Source organism: Azospirillum lipoferum (assembly GCF_024170005.1).
Classification (GTDB): domain Bacteria; phylum Pseudomonadota; class Alphaproteobacteria; order Azospirillales; family Azospirillaceae; genus Azospirillum; species Azospirillum lipoferum.
In genome coordinates this window covers 107942-126780 of the sequence record NZ_JALJXJ010000020.1, presented here as the reverse complement: position 1 = coordinate 126780, position 18839 = coordinate 107942, and the positions used below count along the sequence as shown (strand labels likewise).

20 protein-coding genes and 1 tRNA gene are annotated in these 18839 nt (G+C 67.6%); 9 read left to right on the top strand and 12 right to left on the bottom strand.

The window, feature by feature from the left end:
• Together J2848_RS32095 and J2848_RS32090 are read right to left on the bottom strand one after the other, a co-directional pair.
• Positions 1-146: ABC transporter permease subunit (locus tag J2848_RS32095; protein WP_436232166.1), on the bottom strand; the 146-nt coding region annotated here is incomplete at its 3' end.
• A 427-nt stretch (positions 147-573) separates the two neighbouring features.
• The gene (locus J2848_RS32090; RefSeq protein WP_246194366.1) at positions 574-1338 is read right to left on the bottom strand and encodes a hypothetical protein; all 765 of its coding nucleotides are present in this window, start codon (positions 1336-1338) and stop codon (positions 574-576) included.
• A gap of 283 nt (positions 1339-1621) precedes the next feature.
• On the opposite strand from J2848_RS32090, the gene J2848_RS32085 reads away from it, so the two are divergent.
• On the top strand, positions 1622-2620 hold the full coding sequence (locus J2848_RS32085) for an ROK family protein (protein WP_149234778.1): 999 nt from the start codon (positions 1622-1624) through the stop codon (positions 2618-2620).
• Between the two features lie 7 nt (positions 2621-2627).
• On the opposite strand, the gene J2848_RS32080 is transcribed toward J2848_RS32085, so the two are convergent.
• The 5 genes from J2848_RS32080 to J2848_RS32060 all read right to left on the bottom strand — a co-directional run bounded on the left by J2848_RS32080 (position 2628) and on the right by J2848_RS32060 (position 7761).
• Positions 2628-3023 (bottom strand): hypothetical protein, encoded by a 396-nt coding sequence (locus tag J2848_RS32080; RefSeq protein WP_149234777.1) that lies wholly within the window; start codon positions 3021-3023, stop codon positions 2628-2630.
• 155 nt (positions 3024-3178) lie between these two features.
• Entirely contained in the window at positions 3179-4888 is a 1710-nt protein-coding gene (locus J2848_RS32075; protein WP_149234776.1) for an ArnT family glycosyltransferase, read from the bottom strand.
• A complete protein-coding gene (locus tag J2848_RS32070) occupies positions 4885-5220 on the bottom strand; it encodes a lipid-A-disaccharide synthase N-terminal domain-containing protein (protein ID WP_149234775.1) in 336 nt (111 codons plus the stop codon). Before J2848_RS32070 ends, J2848_RS32075 begins: the two co-directional genes overlap by 4 nt.
• Positions 5221-5274: 54 nt before the next feature.
• A complete protein-coding gene (locus tag J2848_RS32065) occupies positions 5275-6036 on the bottom strand; it encodes a glycosyltransferase family 2 protein (protein WP_149234774.1) in 762 nt (253 codons plus the stop codon).
• Positions 6037-6150: 114 nt separating this feature from the next.
• Complete coding sequence (locus tag J2848_RS32060) at positions 6151-7761, bottom strand: DegQ family serine endoprotease (protein WP_149234773.1); 1611 nt, start codon at positions 7759-7761, stop codon at positions 6151-6153.
• A 438-nt stretch (positions 7762-8199) separates the two neighbouring features.
• On the opposite strand from J2848_RS32060, the gene J2848_RS32055 reads away from it, so the two are divergent.
• Together J2848_RS32055 and J2848_RS32050 are read left to right on the top strand one after the other, a co-directional pair.
• Positions 8200-9063 (top strand): hypothetical protein, encoded by an 864-nt coding sequence (locus J2848_RS32055; RefSeq protein ID WP_149234772.1) that lies wholly within the window; start codon positions 8200-8202, stop codon positions 9061-9063.
• A 155-nt stretch (positions 9064-9218) separates the two neighbouring features.
• Positions 9219-9304, top strand: a tRNA-Tyr gene (locus J2848_RS32050).
• Between the two features lie 24 nt (positions 9305-9328).
• Here the strand turns inward: J2848_RS32050 and J2848_RS32045 are convergent.
• From J2848_RS32045 to J2848_RS32035, 3 genes are read right to left on the bottom strand one after another with little or no spacing between them, the layout of a single operon-like run.
• Positions 9329-9895 (bottom strand): DUF4865 family protein, encoded by a 567-nt coding sequence (locus J2848_RS32045; protein WP_149234771.1) that lies wholly within the window; start codon positions 9893-9895, stop codon positions 9329-9331.
• Complete coding sequence (locus J2848_RS32040) at positions 9892-10326, bottom strand: cupin domain-containing protein (RefSeq protein ID WP_149234770.1); 435 nt, start codon at positions 10324-10326, stop codon at positions 9892-9894. Before J2848_RS32040 ends, J2848_RS32045 begins: the two co-directional genes overlap by 4 nt.
• Complete coding sequence (locus J2848_RS32035; RefSeq protein WP_149234769.1) at positions 10323-10724, bottom strand: tautomerase family protein; 402 nt, start codon at positions 10722-10724, stop codon at positions 10323-10325. The genes J2848_RS32040 and J2848_RS32035 overlap by 4 nt, the downstream gene beginning before the upstream one ends.
• A 109-nt stretch (positions 10725-10833) precedes the next feature.
• On the opposite strand from J2848_RS32035, the gene J2848_RS32030 reads away from it, so the two are divergent.
• The 5 genes from J2848_RS32030 (at position 10834) to J2848_RS32010 (ending at position 15166) form a co-directional block, all read left to right on the top strand.
• A complete protein-coding gene (locus tag J2848_RS32030; protein ID WP_149234768.1) occupies positions 10834-11748 on the top strand; it encodes a LysR substrate-binding domain-containing protein in 915 nt (304 codons plus the stop codon).
• Between the two features lie 147 nt (positions 11749-11895).
• The gene (locus tag J2848_RS32025) at positions 11896-12321 is read left to right on the top strand and encodes a YqaA family protein (protein ID WP_149234767.1); all 426 of its coding nucleotides are present in this window, start codon (positions 11896-11898) and stop codon (positions 12319-12321) included.
• Positions 12322-12563: 242 nt separating this feature from the next.
• The gene (ccoG, locus tag J2848_RS32020) at positions 12564-14039 is read left to right on the top strand and encodes a cytochrome c oxidase accessory protein CcoG (RefSeq protein WP_246194364.1); all 1476 of its coding nucleotides are present in this window, start codon (positions 12564-12566) and stop codon (positions 14037-14039) included.
• Between the two features lie 213 nt (positions 14040-14252).
• Positions 14253-14810 (top strand): hypothetical protein, encoded by a 558-nt coding sequence (locus J2848_RS32015; RefSeq protein ID WP_149234765.1) that lies wholly within the window; start codon positions 14253-14255, stop codon positions 14808-14810.
• A 185-nt stretch (positions 14811-14995) separates the two neighbouring features.
• Positions 14996-15166: a hypothetical protein gene (locus J2848_RS32010; protein WP_170307253.1), complete on the top strand. Its 171-nt coding sequence runs from the start codon at positions 14996-14998 to the stop codon at positions 15164-15166.
• A 28-nt stretch (positions 15167-15194) separates the two neighbouring features.
• Here J2848_RS32010 and J2848_RS32005 read toward each other — a convergent pair whose 3' ends face one another.
• Both J2848_RS32005 and J2848_RS32000 read right to left on the bottom strand, forming a co-directional pair.
• Positions 15195-16040, bottom strand: a complete 846-nt coding sequence (locus tag J2848_RS32005; RefSeq protein ID WP_149234764.1) for a uroporphyrinogen-III synthase — start codon at positions 16038-16040, stop codon at positions 15195-15197.
• Between the two features lie 83 nt (positions 16041-16123).
• Positions 16124-16744, bottom strand: coding sequence for a class I SAM-dependent methyltransferase (locus tag J2848_RS32000; protein ID WP_149234763.1), 621 nt, complete (start codon positions 16742-16744; stop codon positions 16124-16126).
• Positions 16745-17048: 304 nt separating this feature from the next.
• Between J2848_RS32000 and J2848_RS31995 the strand changes: the two genes are divergently transcribed.
• On the top strand, positions 17049-18833 hold the full coding sequence (locus J2848_RS31995; protein ID WP_149234762.1) for a sensor histidine kinase: 1785 nt from the start codon (positions 17049-17051) through the stop codon (positions 18831-18833).
• Positions 18834-18839: the final 6 nt, after the last annotated feature.

Here is an 18839-nt window from a genome sequence, read left to right as displayed (position 1 = left end):
ACGAAGGCGCCGATCATGTAAATCTCGCCATGGGCGAAGTTGATCATCCCGATGATGCCGTACACCATCGTGTAGCCGATCGCGATCAGGCCGTAAATCGCTCCAAGCGAAAGGCCGTTGATCAATTGCTGTAGAAAATAGTCCATATCCTCATCCCACCTTCAGCGCGGCGCAAAGGCAGGGTGCGGCGGCACGGGCACACGCGGCACACCGGTCTCGCAACAGCAGCCCCCTGTCTGATGCACTCTTTCTGGTGCACTCTTTCTGGTGCAGCCCGTCCATTCACCAAACGGAATGCCTTATCATCCGGAGTTCCGTCTATCGGTCTGACGGACCATGATTTTTCCTGTTCGGAGGCGGCTCCCGCGATCCGGCTGGGCCGGCTGGCGGGCGCCCCTCCTGACCTTTTCGGTAGTACCAGCCTGACGGATTTTTGCAAGACAGATTTGTGTTGTCCGCATGCGTGATCTGCCGGGACAACCGGACGCGGATAAGCCGGTGCCGGAAATGCGAAACGCCCCGCCGGCAGCTGCCGGCGGGGCGTCTTGCGTAACAGTATAGCAGGCCGAGGCGTCAGCGGACGGCGACGGACTGCTTGGCCGGAGCGGCGGCGACCTTCTGCTTCGGCTTGGCCGGAGCGGCGGCCTTGGCCGGCTTCGCCTTCGCGGTCGTGGCCTTCGGAGCGGCCGGAGCCGGCGTGGCCTGGGCGACGGCGAAGACGGGGTCCGGATTGCTGACCACCTTCACGTCGCAGAGCGGACGGCTGGCCAGATGCATCAGGCCGGCGCCCTTCTCGTCACTGGTCAGGGTGCGCAGGTCGTCCGCCGTCAGGTCCTTCGCGGCGACCGAACGGTCGACGAAGTTGGCGCAGTATTGCGGGATGCCGATGGTGGCGGCGCGGCGGCTGATCTCGTTCGCCAGTTCCGTCCGGAACATGTCGAACTGGCGCGTGGCGTTGCCACCGCTGCCGGAGCGCTTGTAGAAGCTGATCAGCGACGCTTCCGAGCTGGACAGCAGGGCGCGGTTCTTGACCGAGAAGTCCTGGTACAGGTCGAACGGCTTCTTCTCCGGCACGACCGTACGGCAGGTCAGGCCGACGACCATCATCTCGGTATGCAGGCGCATCAGCTGCTCGGCCGCATGTTCGGTGCGGTTGTAGCAGGCGGGCGCAGCCGGGGCGCTCGACTTCGCCGGGCGCGCCGCCTTGGCGGCGGCGGGCTTCGCGGGCTCCTTGGCGGCAGCGCCGGCCGGTACCGGCAGGGCGAGCAGCGCGCCGAGGACAGCGGCGCCGGTCAGGGCTTTGAGGGAATGGCGGAGGGCGGCGCGCTGGCGACTCATCAGGGGCTCCGGTGGCGCGGTACGACAGGACGGGGTTGGGCGGAGATCGGCATCGCCCGACAGTCGGCGACCTTCTACCCGAACGCCGTGACGGGTCAATGGGATTTGGCCGCTGCTTGCGTTTTGTCCCATCAGCGCGACGAGGGAGCAACGCGAACCCGGGCGCAGGTCGGGGTGCCGGTTCGAACAGCGCCCATCCGGGCAGGGTCGCTGTCCGTCGCTGGACGGGAGGGGGCCGGCGACGCTATGGATGGGGACAGGACAGTCGGACGGATGACAGGGCATGGCAGCCACCGGATCGCAACCGGCCGGAACGGGGACCGGAACAGGGTATGAGAGCGGGCACCGCATCGGCATCGACCTGGGCGGGACCAAGACCGAGGGCATCCTGCTCGACCGTCAGGGAAACCAGCTGGCGCGCTACAGAGTTCCCACGCTGAAGGGCGATTATGACGGGAGCGTCAGGACGATCCGCGATCTGGTCGCCCGGCTGGAGGAGGGAATGCCCGCCGGCGGCAAGGCGACGGTGGGCCTGGGCATTCCCGGCGCCATCTCTCCCGCTACCGGGCTGGTGAAGAACGCCAACTCCACATGGCTGATCGGGCGCGACTTCACGCGCGACCTGACCCAGGCGCTCGCCCGGCCGGTTCGGATCGAGAATGACGCCAACTGCCTTGCGGTATCGGAGGCGACCGACGGCGCCGGGGCCGGCTGCGGCGTGGTGTTCGCGGCGATCCTCGGCACCGGCTGCGGGGCGGGCATCGTCGTTCACGGCCGGGTGCTGGGCGGACGCAACGCCATCGCCGGAGAGTGGGGGCACAACCCGCTGCCCTGGCCGACCGACGCCGAGCGGCCAGGACCGGCCTGCTACTGCGGCAAGCATGGCTGCCTGGAAAACTACGTGTCCGGACCGGCAGTCGCGGCCGACCATTTCGCGGCGACCGGCGAGAGACTGGACGCCGCGACGATCCTGACCCGCGCCGCGGACCCGTCGGGTGCCCCCTCCGGCTATGCCGGATGCAAGGCGACGGCGGACCGGCTGGTCGGCCGGCTGGCCCGCGGTCTGGCCGCGGTCGCCAACCTGCTGGACCCCGACGTCATCGTGCTGGGCGGCGGCCTGTCGAACGCGGAGCTGCTGTACGAGCGACTGCCGGCGGCGATGCAGCCCTGGGCCTTCAGCGACCGTCTGGACACGCCGGTGCGCCGCGCCCGCCACGGCGATTCCAGTGGCGTGCGCGGCGCTGCGTGGCTGTGGCGGCCGGGAGAGATGCCGGAAGGTTAAGCGGTTCTCAGTCGCGGCGCGCAGTCCGCGGGACCGGCGGAGCGTCGGCACTCTGTGGCGGCGCCATCACACGCTTGGCGGCGGCAGGGTCCACCGGCGGCGGCGTCAGCGAGTGGGAAGCGGAGTAGTGCGTATCCGTCCGCTTCACGTCGGTGCCATAGCGCGTCATGCTGGCCCGGTCCTTGCCCGCTTTCATGGCCCCCCAATGGGACGGTGCCGGGCCGGGCAGCGGCTGGGCCTGATCCAGGTTGCGCAGGAGGGGGCCGGTCGGCACCATCTGGTCGTATACCCAGGGCGCATATTCCTGCTTCTGGGCGTGGGCCGGCAACGACAGCGCCGTCACCGCCAGCGTGGCGGCGAAAGCGGAGACGGCGATCTTGGCAGGGAAGGCAACGCGGGTCATCGAACAGGCACCTTTCGTCCGGGAAAACGGATCGGAAGGGGCAGTCGAACGCAAAGCCCCCGCGCCGTCCAATGCGGAGGCGCGTTACCCACCCCGGTCGCCGCATCGCCAAGGGGGGCATAGGCCCCGCCTTACGATACGGCACCGGGTTCAGGTCAGGGGGTCGGCAGGCGGTAGAGCGTCAGGTGCAGGCGTTTGCCGGTGTTGTAGTTGAAGCCCGACAGCTCCGCCAGCGGCAGCGGCGTGGCGGCGCCCAGGCTGTCGAGGAAGGCCGGCGCCTCCCGGTCCTCAACCAGGGCGAGAGCGCAGGCGCGGTCCGCCGTCAGATGCGCGGCGGCGCCCGCTCCATGGACCAGCTTGGTCGGCGTGCCGAGCAGGAAGACCAAGCTCGGCTCCGAATAGCCGGCGGCGGCCACCACGCTGTCCGGGCAGGGCCGGACCTGGGCCACCGCGCGGGCGGCCTGCCGGCTGACCCACACGCCGTCGATGTTCGGCAGCACGGCGGCATAGGTCCCGGCATAGAGCAGCGCCGCGGCACCAACCCCGGCGGCAAGCCCGGTCCGCCGCTCCCCCCGCAGCAGCGAGCGCAGGGACAGGGCGAACAGGCCCCCCACCGCCGGCACCAGCGCCACGCCGACCGGATCGATCCGGCGGTCGACCAGCCAGGGGATCACCGCCACCGCCAGAACCAGGGCGCCGAAACCGATTGCGCCGAGCGCCACCGCCACCGCGACCAGCCAGCGGCGCGGCCGGTCACGGCTGCGGTCGAAGCCGTCGATCAGGGCGGCCGCAGCGATGGCGGCAATGGCCGGGAAGACCGGCAGGGTATAGTGCAGCAGCTTGGTCGGCACCGCCTCGAACACCAGCCAGCTCGGGATGATCCAGGCGATGCAGAAACGCACGGCATCCAGCCGGCGCCGCGCCCACACCCACGGAACCGCAAGCAGGGCCAGCAGCGACCAGGGGGCGAAGGTCACCCAGAAGGTGCCGAGGTAATAGCCGGGCGGCAGCCCCTTGCCCTCCTGCCCGCCCGACACCTTGCCCAGCATGTCGTGGCCGACGGATTCGGCGAAGAAGGCGCCCTTGCTCTTGATGGCGATGGCGATCAGCCAGGGGGCGGCGATGGCGACGACGATGCCGAGCCCCGCCAACGGCTTCAGCCGCTTCAGCCATCCCGCCTCGCGATCCCAGAGGGCCAGCACCAGCGCCGTGCTGCCGGACACCAGCAGGACCATCGGCCCCTTGACCAGCACGCCGATGCCGGCGGCGATCCAGAAGACCAGCGGCGTGGTCCAGGCAGCCCGTCCGGCGGGGACCTGCTCGCGGCGGCCGAGATAGAGATGGGCGAGTGCGGCCTGCCCGATCACCACGGTGGCGAGCAGCACGGCGTCCGTCTTGGCCATCCGCGCCTCGACCCCCAGCACGACGCAGGAGGCCATCATCAGCCCGGCGACGAAACCGGCCGGCCCGCCGAACAGCCGCGCCGCCGTCCAGGCGCTGGCGAGAACGGCAAGGATGGCGCCCAGGAAGGAGGGGATGCGGTAGGTCCAGATGACCTTGTCGGCGCCGACCGGAATGCCGCGCACGGCATCGGCGGCGGCGGTCGCGGCACTCTGCAACCAATAAATGCCGACCGGCTTCTTGTAGCGGGTCTCATCCTGGAAACGGATGTCGACATAGTTGCCGCTGTCCAGCATCTGCGAGGATGCCTGGGCAAAACGCGCCTCGTCCCGGTCGAAGGGCGGCAGGACGGTGAATCCCGGCAGGAACAGCGCCGCGGCGATCAGCGCCAGCAGCGCATAGGCCCAGATCGGCAGGCTGTTCGGCTGAGAGGACGAGGACGAGGACGAGGACGCTGCGGTCACGGCTTGCTCGGCACCGCGTCGCCGGTGGCCTGCGACTTCTTGTGCGACCAGACGAAATAGACGTTGCGGGCGTAGATCACCAGACCCATGCCCTGCCCCAGCATGAAGACAGGGTCGAAGCGGTAGAAGGCATAGGCGAACAGCAGGACGCCGCCGCCCAGCGAGAAGTACCAGAACATCTCCGGCACCACGCTGCGGCGCGCCTTTTCGCTGGCGATCCACTGCACGAGAAAGCGCATGGTGAACATGATCTGGGCGAAGAAGCCGATGCCGACCCAGATCAGGTCGGTGGTGCTTTGCCCCTGGAACCACGCGGCGGCGCGCTCGATCATCGTAAAATTCCTGTCCCGACTGGGTCGCTAAAGGTCGACCGGCTTTGAAAGATGTCAGAGGCGTTCGGAAACCGGGGACAGCTTCGTCCGCCGCTTCAGCCAGTAAACGCCCAGCAGATCGACCACGCCGATCAGCCCGCGCCGCCAGTTGTTGTATTTTGACACGCCACGCTCGCGCGGGCGATGGTTCACCGGCACATAGGCCACAGGGTGGCCGTGGGCACGGAACAGCGCCGGCAGGAAGCGGTGCATCGCCCCGAAGAAGGGCAGATCGAGGAAGGCGTCGCGACGGAACAGCTTCAGTCCGCAGCCGCTGTCGGTGCAGCCGTCCTGCAGGAAGGACTGGCGGATGGCATTGGCGATCTTGGAGGCCCAGCGCTTCGACAGGGTGTCCTGCCGCTTCTTCCGCAGGCCGCCGACCAGCACCGGCGCTCCAGCCTCGCCCGTCGACACCAGGGCGAACAGCGCCGGGATGTCGGCCGGGTCGTTCTGGCCGTCGCCGTCGAGCGTCACCACGAACTCGCCGCGCGCCGCCTTGACGCCGCTGCGCACCGCCGCACTCTGGCCGGACCGGTGGACATGGCGCAGCACGCGCAGCCGGCCGGTCTCGACCGCCGGGGCAAGGCGCGCCTGGGTATCGTCGTCCGACTGGTCGTCGACGAAGATGACCTCGAAACCGCCGACCGGAGACAGTGCCCGCTCGATCTCTTCGAGCAGCGGCAGCACGTTCTCGGCCTCGTTGAAAACGGGGACAACGACCGACAGCCGCACCGGCTGGCCGTTCTCCGGATAAATGCTCACGGTTTGCCATCCCATTCGCCAAACGGGCGGCAAATTACTCTCGCGGCGCGGCGAACGGTAGCGGAAAAGGAAGAGACGGAAGCGGGGCAGATCCCCGCTTCCGTCCGATCCGATTGCGCGGCGGCCGGATTAACCCTTCTTGCCGTCCAACGGAAGCGGCACGTAACGCAGATCGCCGCCGCGGCTGACCAGCATCAGCAGGGTCTTGCGTCCCTGCTCCTTCGCCTTGGCGATGCGGCTTTCCAGATCGGCGGCGGTTGCCACCGGCTCCTGCCCGGCTTCGACGATGACGTCGCCGAGATCGAGCCCGCGCTGCGAGGCCGGGCTGTCGCGGTCGACCTCCGTCACCACCAGCCCGTCGACATCCTCACCGATGGAGAAGGTTTCGCGCAGGCCGGGGGTCAGCGGAGCCAGCTTCAGGCCGAGCGCCGACTTGCTCTCCTCCGGCTGGGCGGAGCGAGGGGCGCCGCTCGACCCCGACATCGCCAGCTGCTGCGGCTCGTTGCGCAGTTCGCCGACGGTAACCTGGATCGACTGCTGCTTGCCGCCGCGCAACAGGGTCATCGGCACGGTGCGGCCGATTTCGGCCGAGGCGACGAGGCGGGGAAGCTGGCGCATCTGCTCCAGCGGGTCGCCGTTGAAGGCGGTGATGACGTCGCCCTGGCGCAGGCCGGCCGAGGCCGCCGGACTGTCGGGCGAGACGCTGGTGACCAGCGCGCCGCCGGTGCCCTCCACGCCCAGGCTTTCGGCGATGTCCGGCGTCACCCGCTGGACCTGGACGCCCAGCCAGCCGCGCCGCACTTTCCCGTCCTCCTTCAGCTGGTCGATGATCGGCTTGGCCAGCGAGGACGGAATGGCGAAGCCGATGCCGACCGATCCGCCGGTCGGCGAGTAGATGGCCGTGTTGATGCCGATCACCCCACCGTTGGCGTCATAGAGCGGGCCGCCGGAATTGCCGCGGTTGATGGCGGCGTCGGTCTGCAGATACTCGTCATAGGGGCCCTGCTGGATGTCGCGGGCGCGGGCCGACAGGATGCCGGCCGTCACCGAACCGCCAAGGCCGAAGGGGTTGCCGATGGCGACCACCCAGTCGCCGACCTCCACCGTCTCACTGTCGCCCCAATGGGCGGCGGTCAATGGCTTGTTGCTCTCGACCTTCAGCAGGGCGAGGTCGGTCGGCGCATCGGACCCCACCAGCTTGGCCGGCAGCTTGGTGCCGTCATGCAGGGTGACGGCGATCTCGGCCGCGTCGGAAACGACATGGTTGTTGGTGACGACCAGGCCCGACGGATCGATGATAAAGCCGGAGCCGAGCGCCATGCTCGGCAAGCCCTGGGGGCCGCCGCCCTGGGGGCCGCCGTTCGGACCGCTTTCCGGAGAGCCGTCGCCCTGGCCGCCCCGCTGCCGGTTGCGGAACTCGCGGAAGAACTCCTCCAGCGGCGAACCGGGCGGGATGTCCATCCCCTCCGGCAGGCGTCCGCCGCCGGCCGAGGCCTGGGGCGCCTGGGTGCTGGAGATGTTGACCACCGTGTCGATCTGCGTGCGGGCAAGGTCGCGGAAGGACGGCGGCGAGTAGGTCCTGCTCGCCCCGGGCGGCGACCCGGCGGATGCGTCCTGTGCGGCGGCCTGTCCCACGGGAAAAACCGGCAGCAGCATCGCGCCGGACAGCAACGCGCACAGCGCCGCGGCCGGAAGGCGTCGGAAGATCGGGTACGAACGCGGCACGGACGCATGCGGCATGGACGGTCTCCGCGAAAACGGTTGGGCGGGAACAATGGGGCTGCGGCCCCGGCCGGGGCTGTTTTCTCAAACTGGAAACACCGGACCCCCCGTCCGGGGTCCATCGCACTTTTCAAAAGTACGGCAACGAGACGATACCGGCGGCGGATTTCTGCCACCGTGGGTTTCGGGCGGCCTGCGGTTTTTAAAACCTCGAGCCTCCACCAAGCCTCGTGCCCCGTTGTGACACCGGACACAAAATCACGATTCCGTGCAAAGTTATGCTGGCATTTTTGAGAAGAGTTTCCGATAGTCGTCCATACCGAAAACATCGCCCGCCAGCGTGAAGCCTCGATGCTGCTGACGCACGCGCCCGCGTGGTCCCGCGTCGGAAGCGTGCGGTCCGGGTGGACATGCTGACGAATGACTGAAAATTCACTTTGGCAACCGAGCGATATAATGAACGCAGAAACCGGGAGCGAACCGGAGTCTCCCAAGAAGCGTGGGCGCATTCCGCAGTCGGCGTGGCCCCAAATTCTTGATCGCTACCGCAGCGGTGCAACCCTTTCGGCCATCGCGCGCGAATTCGAATGCACCCCCAGCGCCATCTCCTACATCATCAAGAAGGCGGAGGCCGCCAGCGGCCAAGGCGATGCCGCCCCTGGTGAAGGGACGCAGGACGATGCGCAGACCGCCGACGCCACCGCTTCCACAGCATCGGAACCGGCCGGTGAGGCGTCCGCTCCGGTGACTGCCGAGGCGCCGGTCGAAACGCCGGCCGCCGCTCCCGCCGCCGCAACTCCAACCGCCACGGTGCCGGAGGCCCCGGCCGAACCGCGCCGTACCGCCGGCCGGACCGGCCGTGCCACGCTGACCCGCGCCCCGCGGACGGAACCGGCTGCCGAACAGGCTCCGGCGGAGGCTCCGGCCGCCGCCCCCGCTCCGGCCCCGACCCCGACGGAAACGCTGCGCCTGAACCGTCCGGAGCCCGCCCCGGCTCCCGCGGCAACTCCCGCACCGGTTCCCGCCGCAGCATCGGCGCCGGCCGCCGTGGAGGCCCCGCGCACTCCCGGCCAGCCGACCCCGCCGGTGGATGCGGTGGAAGGCCGCCTGCGCGACACCGCCAAGGCCTGCATCTCGGCCTATCGCGGCTGGCGTCAGCAGCCGAGCGAGGCGACGATCCAGGCGCTGTCCGACACCGTGCACGAACTGCGCAAGGCCCTGGCCCGCGTGGAGATCGACATGTCGGCCAGCCGTCGCGAGGAGCAGGCGATCCGCCCGATCCCGATCCCCGCGCACCGTGCCTCGCGCCGCCCGAACTGAGCGGATTTTGAAAAAGCGGGTTTTAGAAAGCCCCTTTGAAAACCTCCGTCCCCCTGTGGGGCGGAGGTTTTTTGTTGCCGTGCTTCCGCCTGCAATTTCCGTATGAAAGGGGCTTGACGCTCCCCTATCGAAAGGCTACTCCTCTGCGCCCCGATGGAAGGGTGGCCGAGTGGTTAAAGGCAGCAGACTGTAAATCTGCCCGCGTTAGCGTACGCTGGTTCGAATCCAGCCCCTTCCACCATCTCCGTGCCGTCGATGCGCAGCCTCACGGCTCGTCCGGCAGCGAGATGTGTCCGACGGTGTAGATTTGCATCGTCTCCGGCAGCAATGGCGGCAGCCTCGGCCAAAGGGTGAATTTGGCCATCATCCATTTCGTCGGATCGAATGCAGCGATGGCGGCCAGTGCGCCAGCCTCGATCGCCGACTTTGCCGCTGTAATGGCCCTGTCTCGTTGTGATGCCAGATCCGAATAGGGTGCAATCGGCGCAGTCTCGCGGATGGCGTGTGTGGCGGCTTTCAGATCTGCCGTCAGTTCGGCGTGGCGAACCAGCCATGTCTGCACCGACGGCCAGCCGAAATCGCGCGACACCGCCGCAAATCCCGGGCTGGAAAGAAAGGCGTCGATCCCTTCCGGTTCATCCCACAGATAGAAGGGCGCATAGAGGTTTTCAGCGCTGGCAAAGCCGGCATCCTGCTTTCTTGCGGCAAGATAGGCTTTGAAGCGCAGGCGTGGAAAGCCATCGAGCAGCGGCCCTTTCTCACGAACGCGGCGATCGATGATCGTCATGTCGTAATCGGCCGGCAGCACGAAGCTGTACTGCATCGCGATCATCGTGGAAGATCCTCCTGTTCGACGGCTTCCATCCAATGGACGGCGGCGCCGCCCCGGACCGGTTGGACGCTGACGTAACTGAACGGACTGGACGGTGCCGCGCCATGCCAGTGGCGTTCACCGGGCGCAAACCAGACGGCGTCGCCGGTACGGACCTCGACCGGTTCGCCGCCAGCGCGTTGAACGAAGCCGACGCCATCAAGCACGAACAGAAGCTGCCCGGACGGATGGCTGTGCCAATGGGTCACGACACCCGGCGGAACGAAGGCGCGCATCGCCGTCATTTCGCCATCGGTCCGGCTCGACAGCAGCATCTGGGCGAGGAAGGTGCCGCTGGCGATCCCCTCGGGCGCTGCGGCAATGCTCTCGCCGGCACGTCGGACGGTCATGACCGGCGGGCAGGACGGTTGCATTTCGAAATAGCCGGTCATCGGCAGCCCTCCTCCACCGGCAGGCCGGCGGACAGGCCGGATGCGAAGGACCAGTCTTCGAAGGTCGAATTGGTGATCGCAATCATCACGTCCTCCGGCCGGACACCCGGCGACGCCGCGAGATTCTCGACCAGACGCCGGAAGAAACGGGCCTTTGTTTCAGCCGATCGCGCCTTTCCCGTGGTGATGTGGAAGAAGATGTAGTCGTCCGAGCGGGGACCGCCACGATAAGTACGGTCGAAAATCAGCTCCCCCGGCTGATGCTGATGTATCGCAGCGAAGCGGTCCTTTTCCGGAACTTCGAAACAATCCACGAGCGCCCGGTCAAGAGCGTAGGATATGGCCGCGAGGTAGGCTGGAGACTTGCCCGCGAGCAGAGAAATACGGGTGAAGGGCATGCTGCGCCGCTCCTGTGAAAGCGATTGACAGAGACAGTATGGGGCACCAGGATCGTCCCGATAATCAGATTATTCTGAATGTATGATCCTGTTTTGCGGGACTATTGTGATGCGTCTGACCAATCTCGACATGGATGCGCTGCGCAGTTTCGTCGCCGGCATCGACGCGGGCTCCTTCGCCCAGGCCGCCGATCGTCTTGGGCGCTCGACCTCGGCGGTCAGCGCACAGCTCAAGAAGCTGGAGGAGCAGGCCGGAACGGCGCTTGTGCGCAAATCGGGCCGCGGGTTGACGCTCACCGATGGCGGTGAAGTGCTGCTGTCCTATGCCAGACGCCTGCTGAACCTCAATGACGAGGCGATGAGCGCCGTTCGTGGCGCGGAGCTGGAGGGCTGGATCCGTCTCGGCATCCAGGAGGATTTCGGCGAGACCGTGCTGCCGCAGGTGCTCGGCCGCTTCGCCCGCGCCCATCCCAGGGTCCGGATCGAGGGACGCATCGCCCGCAACAGCGAGTTGTGTGAGAAAATCGCCTCCGGCCATCTCGATCTGGCGCTGGCTTGGGATGACGGCACCGCGTCGGCCAGCGAGAGGATTGCATCGCTACCGCTGTGCTGGCTGGGTGCTTCGGCGGAGGAACCGGTCTGGCGGGCCGACGGAAACGAACCCTTGCCGCTTGCCGCATTGGAGGCGCCCTGCCTCCTGCGCACCATCGCCTGCGACCATCTCGACCGGCAGGGGATTGCCTGGCGCATCGCCTTCATCAGCCCGAGCCTGGGCGGCCTCTGGGCGGCGACGGCGGCGGGGCTCGGCATTGCCTTGCGAACGCCGATGGGACGGCCGCCGGCCGTGCGCGTGCTCGATCCCATGGCCCATGGCTTGCCGCAACTTCCCTCTCTCGGCCTCCGGCTTTTCCGGTCCGGCAAGGGGCCGAACCCGATTGGCGATCATCTCGCGACCATCATCCGGCAGGCGTTGCGGGAAACATTGCCGACAGACTGGATGCCCCGGCCACAGAATGCCGGCTGATAGTGCCGGCTGACAGCGGCGGCTGACAGCGGCGGCTGGCAGGACATGTAATCAAGGAACCCTTGATTTTGTGCGACGGCGAAGCCTAATCCAGCGTCTGTCGAGCCATGCGGCGGCCAAGCCGTTGCCGGGAAAGGGATTTGCACGATGGCGGATGTCGCGGCCTATGGCAGCCTGTTCCTGGTGGCGTTGGTGGCCGCGACGATTTTTCCTGCTCAGTCCGAGCTTCTGCTCGCCGGGCTGCACGCCTCCGGCAACTACCATGACGGGCTGCTGATCCTGGTGGCGACCGTCGGCAATGTCGCGGGCTCCACGATCAACTGGGCGCTCGGCCGCTATCTGATGCATTTCCAGGATCGGCGCTGGTTCCCGGTTTCCCGCCCGCTGGTGGAACGGGCGACCGGATGGTACCAGCGTTTCGGCGTCTGGTCGTTGCTGATGGCCTGGGTGCCGGTGATCGGCGATCCGCTGACGCTCGTCGCCGGCATCCTGCGCGTCGACCTGCGATTGTTCCTGTTGCTGGTGACCATCGGCAAGCTAGGACGGTACGTGGTGCTGATTGTCGCTTTTTGATACAGTATAGTAGCAGTATTGTAAGTAATACCGTTAAAGACAGACAACAATGAGCTTGTGGATAGGCCTGCCGTCACAGTATTAACGGACCCGCGAAACGCGGATCCCTCGGACCGGTGGAGAGCCTCGGGTCTGAAGGGGCTTTTCCGAATATCGACGTTGTTTGACAGAGGTCAAACACGCCGCATCGGCGGTCGACTATGCTCCGCGCCAACGTGGAACCGGATATCAGGCGCATCGACATGCCAGACGGAAGCATCGTTCAGCAGGGCTCAGCCCAACCCGCCAAGGTCCCGCTGTACGAAAGCCATAAGACGATCCATCCGAAGGCGGTCAAGGGCCTCTATCGCCGCCTGAAGACGGTCACCTTCTCCGTTCTTCTGGCGCTGTTCTTCATCGCCCCCTGGATCCGGTGGGAACGCGGTCCCGAGGCCCCGGCCCAGGCGGTGCTGTTCGACCTGACGACTCCGCGCTTCTTCCTGTTCTGGATCGAGATCTGGCCGCAGGAGATCTATTACCTCACCGGCATCCTGATCGTCGCGGCGCTGGGCCTGTTCCTGGCGACGGCGCTGGCGGGGCGCGTCTGGTGCGGTTTCGCCTGCCCGCACACGGTGTGGACCGACCTGTTCGTCTGGATCGAGCGCGTCTTCGAAGGCGACCGGGCGGAGCGCATCCGCATGGAAAAGCAGCCCTGGACCATGCGCAAGCTCCTGCGCAAGACCGGCAAGCATGCCGGCTGGCTGGCGCTGAGCCTCGTCACCGGTTTCGGCTTCCTCGCCTATTTCACCGACGCCCCGGCCCTGCTGCGCGACCTGGCCACCTTCCAGGCCAGCTACGAGGCGACGTCCTTCTTCGGCATCTTCGTCGGCATGACCTATGTGATGGCCGGCTGGACCCGCGAGCAGATGTGCATGTACATGTGCCCCTGGCCGCGCATCCAGTCCGCCATGCTGGACGAACATTCGCTGGTCGTTACCTATCAGGCCGACCGCGGCGACAACCGCGGCCCGAAGCGCAAGTCGCAGAGCTGGGACGAACGCCGCGCCCAGGGCTTCGGCGACTGCATCGACTGCGGCCAGTGCGTGCAGGTCTGCCCGATGGGCATCGATGTCCGCACCGGCGAACAGTCGGACTGCATCAACTGCGGCCTGTGCGTCGACGCCTGCGACAGCATCATGATCCAGCAGGGCCTGCCCACCCGCCTGATCGCCTTCGATTCGCTGGCTGCCCAGGACACCCGGGCCTCCGGCAAGTCCTATCAGTGGCGTCTGGTCCGTCCGCGCGTCATCGTCTATGCCCTGCTGATGCTGGTCATCGGCGGTGCGATGGCCTGGAGCTTCGCCCTGCGCCCCAGCCTGAACATCACCGTGCTGCGGGATCGCGCCCCGCTGTTCGTCACGCTGTCGGACGGGTCGATCCGCAACGCCTACACCTTCAAGGTCGCCAACAAGACCCGGCAGAACCGCTCCTACACCCTCAGCGTCGCCGGCCTGCCCACCGCCGACATCAAGGTGATCGGCGAGGCGGAGGAGGAGACCGCCGCCCACACCGCCACCATTTCGGCGGAGCCGGACAGTGTCGCCACCTACCGCGTCTATGTGACGGCGCCGCGCAGCGCGGTCACCGCCGCCTCGCTGCCGCTGACCTTCCAGCTGTCCGACACCGGCACGGCCGAGAAGAACAGCCGCGACAGCGTCTTCCTGGGCCCCGCCAACTGACGGGATCTGCCCCCTTGGCACAAGAGCGAAAGGCGGTGGCCGGCGGATCGGCCTACCGCCTTTCGTGTTCCTGCGCAAAGGGAGGGCACCCGCATGGGCAATTTGCGCAGGCCCGCAAGCCACTCACCTGACTCGAGCGAACGAAGGCTGGGCAACGGCAATACCGGACCGGCCATCGGTACGGTGACGGCCGGCTGAGAAGGTGAAGACCCCATGCTTTTCGATTTCGAGCCATCGGGCATCAACGACACCTACCTGCGCCTGACGCGGAGTGGTCTGTCCTGCATCGTCGCACCGGCCGGGGCGTGGAACGGGCTTCTGCGGGTGAACTACATCGTCGCCGGCGCCCCCGGCAGCGGCGAACCGCACATGGTCTTCCGCAGCCTCGACGTCGGCTGGGACGATGGCCGCTTCTGCTGGAAGGGTCGTGCGGCGCCGGTATTGACCAACTCCGCCATGGTCGACACCCTGCTGGAACGCGGCATGGTGACCGAGGCGGAGGCGGAACGGCTGCTGTTCGGCATCAACAGCCCGGCGGCCGGCGCCAGCTCGGACGAGTCGCTGATGATCCGCGCGCTGCTCGCCGGCTGCAGCTTCACCCCCGTCTACGACCAGCAGCCGCTCAGCAGCGAACCGCCGGTGGTCGCCGGATTCGCCATGCGCACCCTGTCCGATCCCGGCGCCTACATGCTGGAGGCCCGCAACGGCGTTCCCGTCCTGGATGCCGAAGCGCGCGACGCCCTGCGCCGGCTGGTCGGCGTGGTGATGTGACGCCCCCGCCCTCCTTCTTTGGTCGAAGGCGGGGGCGAAAGCGACCGGATCCAAGCCCTATGGCGTAGTGACTAGACCTTCGGGCGATAGAAACTGTCACAGTGCCAGGACATTCTTATTGCAACTGCTCACAGGAGCCACGCTTGCCGCCGACCTGACCCCCTTGCGAGAGAGTTCGACCCGCCATGAACGCCAGACTGTCCCACCGCTGCACCGCCCTGTTCGACCGCGCCCGCACCGCATGGCTCAGCCAGCCGCTGGCCCGCAAGCTGGCGTCCCGCAAGTCCGCCGGGCGTCCCCGGATTTCGATGGAACTGCTGGACCTGGAACTCTTCCGCATCGACATCGGTCACTGAGGGCGGCCATTGAAGGCAGCCGGCATCTTCACGGGGAAATCCGCCCTTCCCCCTCCGTCAGCAGCCGGCGGATGGCGTTGACCAGCGGCTTCATGTGGAAGGTCGATTCCGGGGAAACCGCCACGGTGCCGCCGGCCGCTTCCACCGCCTCGGCCACCACCGGGCCGACGGCGGCGATGCGGGTCCTGGCGAAGCCCTGTCGGAAGGCGTCGCCCAGGCCGCAGGCCTCCGCCACCTCGTGCAGACGGCGCACCTGGGGCGAGGCGGTGAAGGCGACGAAGTCGATGCGCCCGTCCGCCATGTCGCGGATCGCCGACTGGACGGCACCGGTCTCGGAATCATTGGCGTAGCGGTAGGGGGTGACTGCCACCGGATCGCCGCCGCGCGCCCGCACCGCCTCCAGCAGCGGTTCGTTCGGGTTGTCGGGGTAGAGCTGGATGCCAACACGGCGGCCGGTCAGATCCTCCTCCCCCAGCATGGCGATGACGCCGTCGGTGGTCGGGGCGGGGGCGGATTTGTAAGGGGCGCAGCCGATCTCGCGCAGCGCCTTCACCGGTTTCGGGCCGCGCACGAAAACACGCGCGCGACCGATGGCGGCGACCACGTCGGCCTCCCGCTCCATGGCGCGGGCGACGGTCATCAGGCGCCGCAACCCCTCGCCGGTCAGCAGGACGATGTCATCGAACCCCTCGGTCAGCAGCCGCTCCAGCCACGCCCGTGCCGGCGCCGGATCGTCGAGGTCGAGGATCTTCACCATCGGGCAGCGGATCGTCTCCGCCCCATGCTGTTCCATCATCCCGGCGAACAGGTCGAGGTCCCGGCTTTCCGGCACCAGAATCCGCTTTCCCGCCAGATCGCCGCCCTGTCCGGCCATGGTCCCGCTCCCGTGATCGCGTGTGGTGGTGCCCAGACTAGCAGGCCGATGCGCGTGAGGTCACGCGGGATGGGCTTGCTCTCCTACCCTCGCCGGCAATGCAGCAGGCTGAACAGCCCGAAGGGCGGCAGCGTGCGGATGCTTTCCACCGCCAGCCGCGACCCGGTCATCATCGCGTCCAACGTGAAGTCCGGCCGCCAGCCGAGCTTCTTCGACAGCGGCGACAGCCAGCCCTCCACCGCGCGGCGGACGCCAGGTTCGGGTGCCGCGAAGTGGTTGACGATGACGATGTCGCCGCCGGGTTTGCAGACCCGCTCCAGTTCCGCCATCGTGCCCTGGGGATCGGGGACGACGGTCATCACATACATGGCGACCACCACGTCGAAACTGCCGTCGGCGAAAGCCAGCTTGCCGGCATCCATCTCCAGCAGCCCGTCGACATGATCGAGCTTTTCGCGCTCCACCCGTTCCTGCGCCACCTTCAGCATGTCGGTGGACAGGTCGATGCCGACGACGCGGTTGTCCTTGCGGTAGTCGGACAGCGACAGGCCGGTGCCGACGCCGACCTCCAGGATGCGAAGGCCGCCGCGGCGGTTCAGCCACTCCACCGCCGCATGCCGGCCGGAGGCCAGAAGCACCCCGAACACCCGGTCGTAGAATCCGGCGTAGCGGCGATAAGCGGCGCGAATGGATTCGGCGTCCATGAGTCAATCTCCCCCGTTTCGATCCCGTTGCCGGCAGGCGCCGCAAGGTCAAGTTCAAGCCGGCAGCGGCGTACCATAGCCGGCTTTGGCGCGTCATGAAAGTGACCCAAACAACAAATGCCCGACAACGTCACGCTTCCGGCGTCTGTTCATTTGGCCCATCACCCCGGAAGATTTACAGCGCTGTTTCTTACCGCCTTTCTTGATTGAACGTTCATTCAAGTACCCGCGCCGCTTTACCACTCCCTGCCTCCGGCGGAAAAGGCGCTGGACAGCGTCGCCCCGACGATTCCATAGACAGATCATGGCCGACACCCTTTCCCCCCGTCCGCTGCGGCGCCGCCGGCTGGCGATCCTCGTCGCCGCGCTGGCCGCGGTGACGGCACTGGCCTGCTGGGGCGCCTATCGCTGGGCGGAGGCGGGGGCACGGGCGGCGCTGACGCTGAACGGCGACCAGCGGCTCGGCCTCTATGCCAGCAGCATCCGCAACGCGGTCGGCCGTTACGATTATCTGCCCTTCCTGGTCGCCCGCGACCACGAGGTGCTGGATCTGCTGGACGCCCCTTCGACGCTGGGGCGCGACGCCGTGAACCGGCGGCTGGAGACGGCGAACGCTGCCGCCGGGTCGGCGGCGCTCTATGTGGTGGACCGCGGCGGGCTGGCCCTGGCGTCCAGCAATTGGGCCGATCCGGCACAGAGCTTCGTCGGCCAGCGCTATGATTTCCGCCCCTATTTCCGGCAGGCGGTGGAGACCGGCAGCGGCCGCTATTTCGGCATCGGCGTCACCACCGGCCTGCCCGGCTATTTCCTGTCGCATGCGGTGCGTCGGGGGGAGGCACTGATCGGTGTCGCCGTGGTCAAGATCGACCTCGAACCGATCCAGCGCGACTGGGCCGCCGGCGGCGAGCGGGTGTTGGTGACCGACGAGAACGGCATCGTCTTCCTGTCCAGCCATGCCGACTGGAAATACCGCGCCTTGCGCCAGCTGCCCGATGCGGTGACGGCCCGGCTGGCCCAGACCCGGCAATATGACCGCAGCGACCTGACCCCTCTCGGCCTGCATGACGGCCCGCTGATGGAAAACGGTGCCCGGCTGGTCGGCCTGCCCGCTTCCGGCCCCACCCGCCGCGCCTACCTGATGCAGGAGCTTGCCCTGCCCGAGTTCGGCTGGACCATCCGCTTCCTGTCAGACCTGGAGCCGGTGAAGGCGGAAGCGGCCGGGGCCGCCGTGCTGACCGCCATGGGCATCCTGCTGCTGGCGGCGGCGGCGGCGCTGGGCTGGCAGCGGCGCCAGACCCTGCGGCTCCAGCACGAGGCGCGGGTGACACTGGAACGCCGGGTGGAGGAGCGCACGGCCGAGCTGCTGACCGCCAACCGCATCCTGCGCGAAGCGCAGGAGGAGCTTGTGCAAGCCGGCAAGCTGGCCGCACTCGGCCAGATGTCGGCGGCGCTGGCGCATGAGATCAATCAGCCGCTCGCCGCCATCCGCACCTTCGTCGCCTCCACCCGGCTGCTGGCGGAACGCGGGGAGACGGCGATGGTCCGCGACAACCTCGCCATGATCAGCGATCTGGCGGAGCGGATGGCCCTGCTGTCCGGCCATCTGAAGGAGTTCGCCCGCAAGGGTCCGGCGCGGGTGGAAGCCGTTCCGGTCGCCCGCGCCATGGACCGCGCGCTGGCCCTGCTCGCCTCCCGCCTGCGCGAGGAGGAGGTGCAGGTGGATCGGTCCATTCCCCCCGACGCCCGCGTGCGCGGCGACGCGGTTCGGCTGGAGCAGGTCTTCGTCAACCTGCTGCGCAATGCCGTCGACGCCATGGAAGGCGGCGAGGAGCGGCGCCTGACCCTGACCGCCGGCCGCAATGGGGAAGGCTGGGAGATCCGCATCCGCGACACCGGCACCGGCATCGCCGAGGCACACCAGTTCCAGCTGTTCGACCCCTTCTTCACCACCAAGGAGGTCGGACAGGGGCTTGGTCTCGGCCTGTCGCTGTCCTATGGCATCGTGCGGGACTTCGGCGGCACCCTGCGGGCGGAGAACAATCCCGACGGCGGCGCCTGCTTCGTCGTCCAACTGCCGGAAGCACAATGAGGGGCA

What these genes read in the sequence shown, in the direction of transcription:
- J2848_RS32090 (WP_246194366.1), bottom strand. Translation starts at nt 1,338, where the DNA reads ATGAGTCGCCAGCGCGCCGCCCTCCGCCATTCCCTCAAAGCCCTGACC.
- J2848_RS32085 (WP_149234778.1), top strand. Translation starts at nt 1,622, where the DNA reads ATGGCAGCCACCGGATCGCAACCGGCCGGAACGGGGACCGGAACAGGG.
- J2848_RS32080 (WP_149234777.1), bottom strand. Translation starts at nt 3,023, where the DNA reads ATGACCCGCGTTGCCTTCCCTGCCAAGATCGCCGTCTCCGCTTTCGCC.
- J2848_RS32070 (WP_149234775.1), bottom strand. Translation starts at nt 5,220, where the DNA reads ATGATCGAGCGCGCCGCCGCGTGGTTCCAGGGGCAAAGCACCACCGAC.
- J2848_RS32065 (WP_149234774.1), bottom strand. Translation starts at nt 6,036, where the DNA reads ATGGGATGGCAAACCGTGAGCATTTATCCGGAGAACGGCCAGCCGGTG.
- J2848_RS32060 (WP_149234773.1), bottom strand. Translation starts at nt 7,761, where the DNA reads ATGCCGCATGCGTCCGTGCCGCGTTCGTACCCGATCTTCCGACGCCTT.
- J2848_RS32055 (WP_149234772.1), top strand. Translation starts at nt 8,200, where the DNA reads ATGAACGCAGAAACCGGGAGCGAACCGGAGTCTCCCAAGAAGCGTGGG.
- J2848_RS32045 (WP_149234771.1), bottom strand. Translation starts at nt 9,895, where the DNA reads ATGATCGCGATGCAGTACAGCTTCGTGCTGCCGGCCGATTACGACATG.
- J2848_RS32040 (WP_149234770.1), bottom strand. Translation starts at nt 10,326, where the DNA reads ATGACCGGCTATTTCGAAATGCAACCGTCCTGCCCGCCGGTCATGACC.
- J2848_RS32035 (WP_149234769.1), bottom strand. Translation starts at nt 10,724, where the DNA reads ATGCCCTTCACCCGTATTTCTCTGCTCGCGGGCAAGTCTCCAGCCTAC.
- J2848_RS32030 (WP_149234768.1), top strand. Translation starts at nt 10,834, where the DNA reads ATGCGTCTGACCAATCTCGACATGGATGCGCTGCGCAGTTTCGTCGCC.
- J2848_RS32025 (WP_149234767.1), top strand. Translation starts at nt 11,896, where the DNA reads ATGGCGGATGTCGCGGCCTATGGCAGCCTGTTCCTGGTGGCGTTGGTG.
- ccoG (WP_246194364.1), top strand. Translation starts at nt 12,564, where the DNA reads ATGCCAGACGGAAGCATCGTTCAGCAGGGCTCAGCCCAACCCGCCAAG.
- J2848_RS32015 (WP_149234765.1), top strand. Translation starts at nt 14,253, where the DNA reads ATGCTTTTCGATTTCGAGCCATCGGGCATCAACGACACCTACCTGCGC.
- J2848_RS32010 (WP_170307253.1), top strand. Translation starts at nt 14,996, where the DNA reads ATGAACGCCAGACTGTCCCACCGCTGCACCGCCCTGTTCGACCGCGCC.
- J2848_RS32005 (WP_149234764.1), bottom strand. Translation starts at nt 16,040, where the DNA reads ATGGCCGGACAGGGCGGCGATCTGGCGGGAAAGCGGATTCTGGTGCCG.
- J2848_RS32000 (WP_149234763.1), bottom strand. Translation starts at nt 16,744, where the DNA reads ATGGACGCCGAATCCATTCGCGCCGCTTATCGCCGCTACGCCGGATTC.
- J2848_RS31995 (WP_149234762.1), top strand. Translation starts at nt 17,049, where the DNA reads ATGGCCGACACCCTTTCCCCCCGTCCGCTGCGGCGCCGCCGGCTGGCG.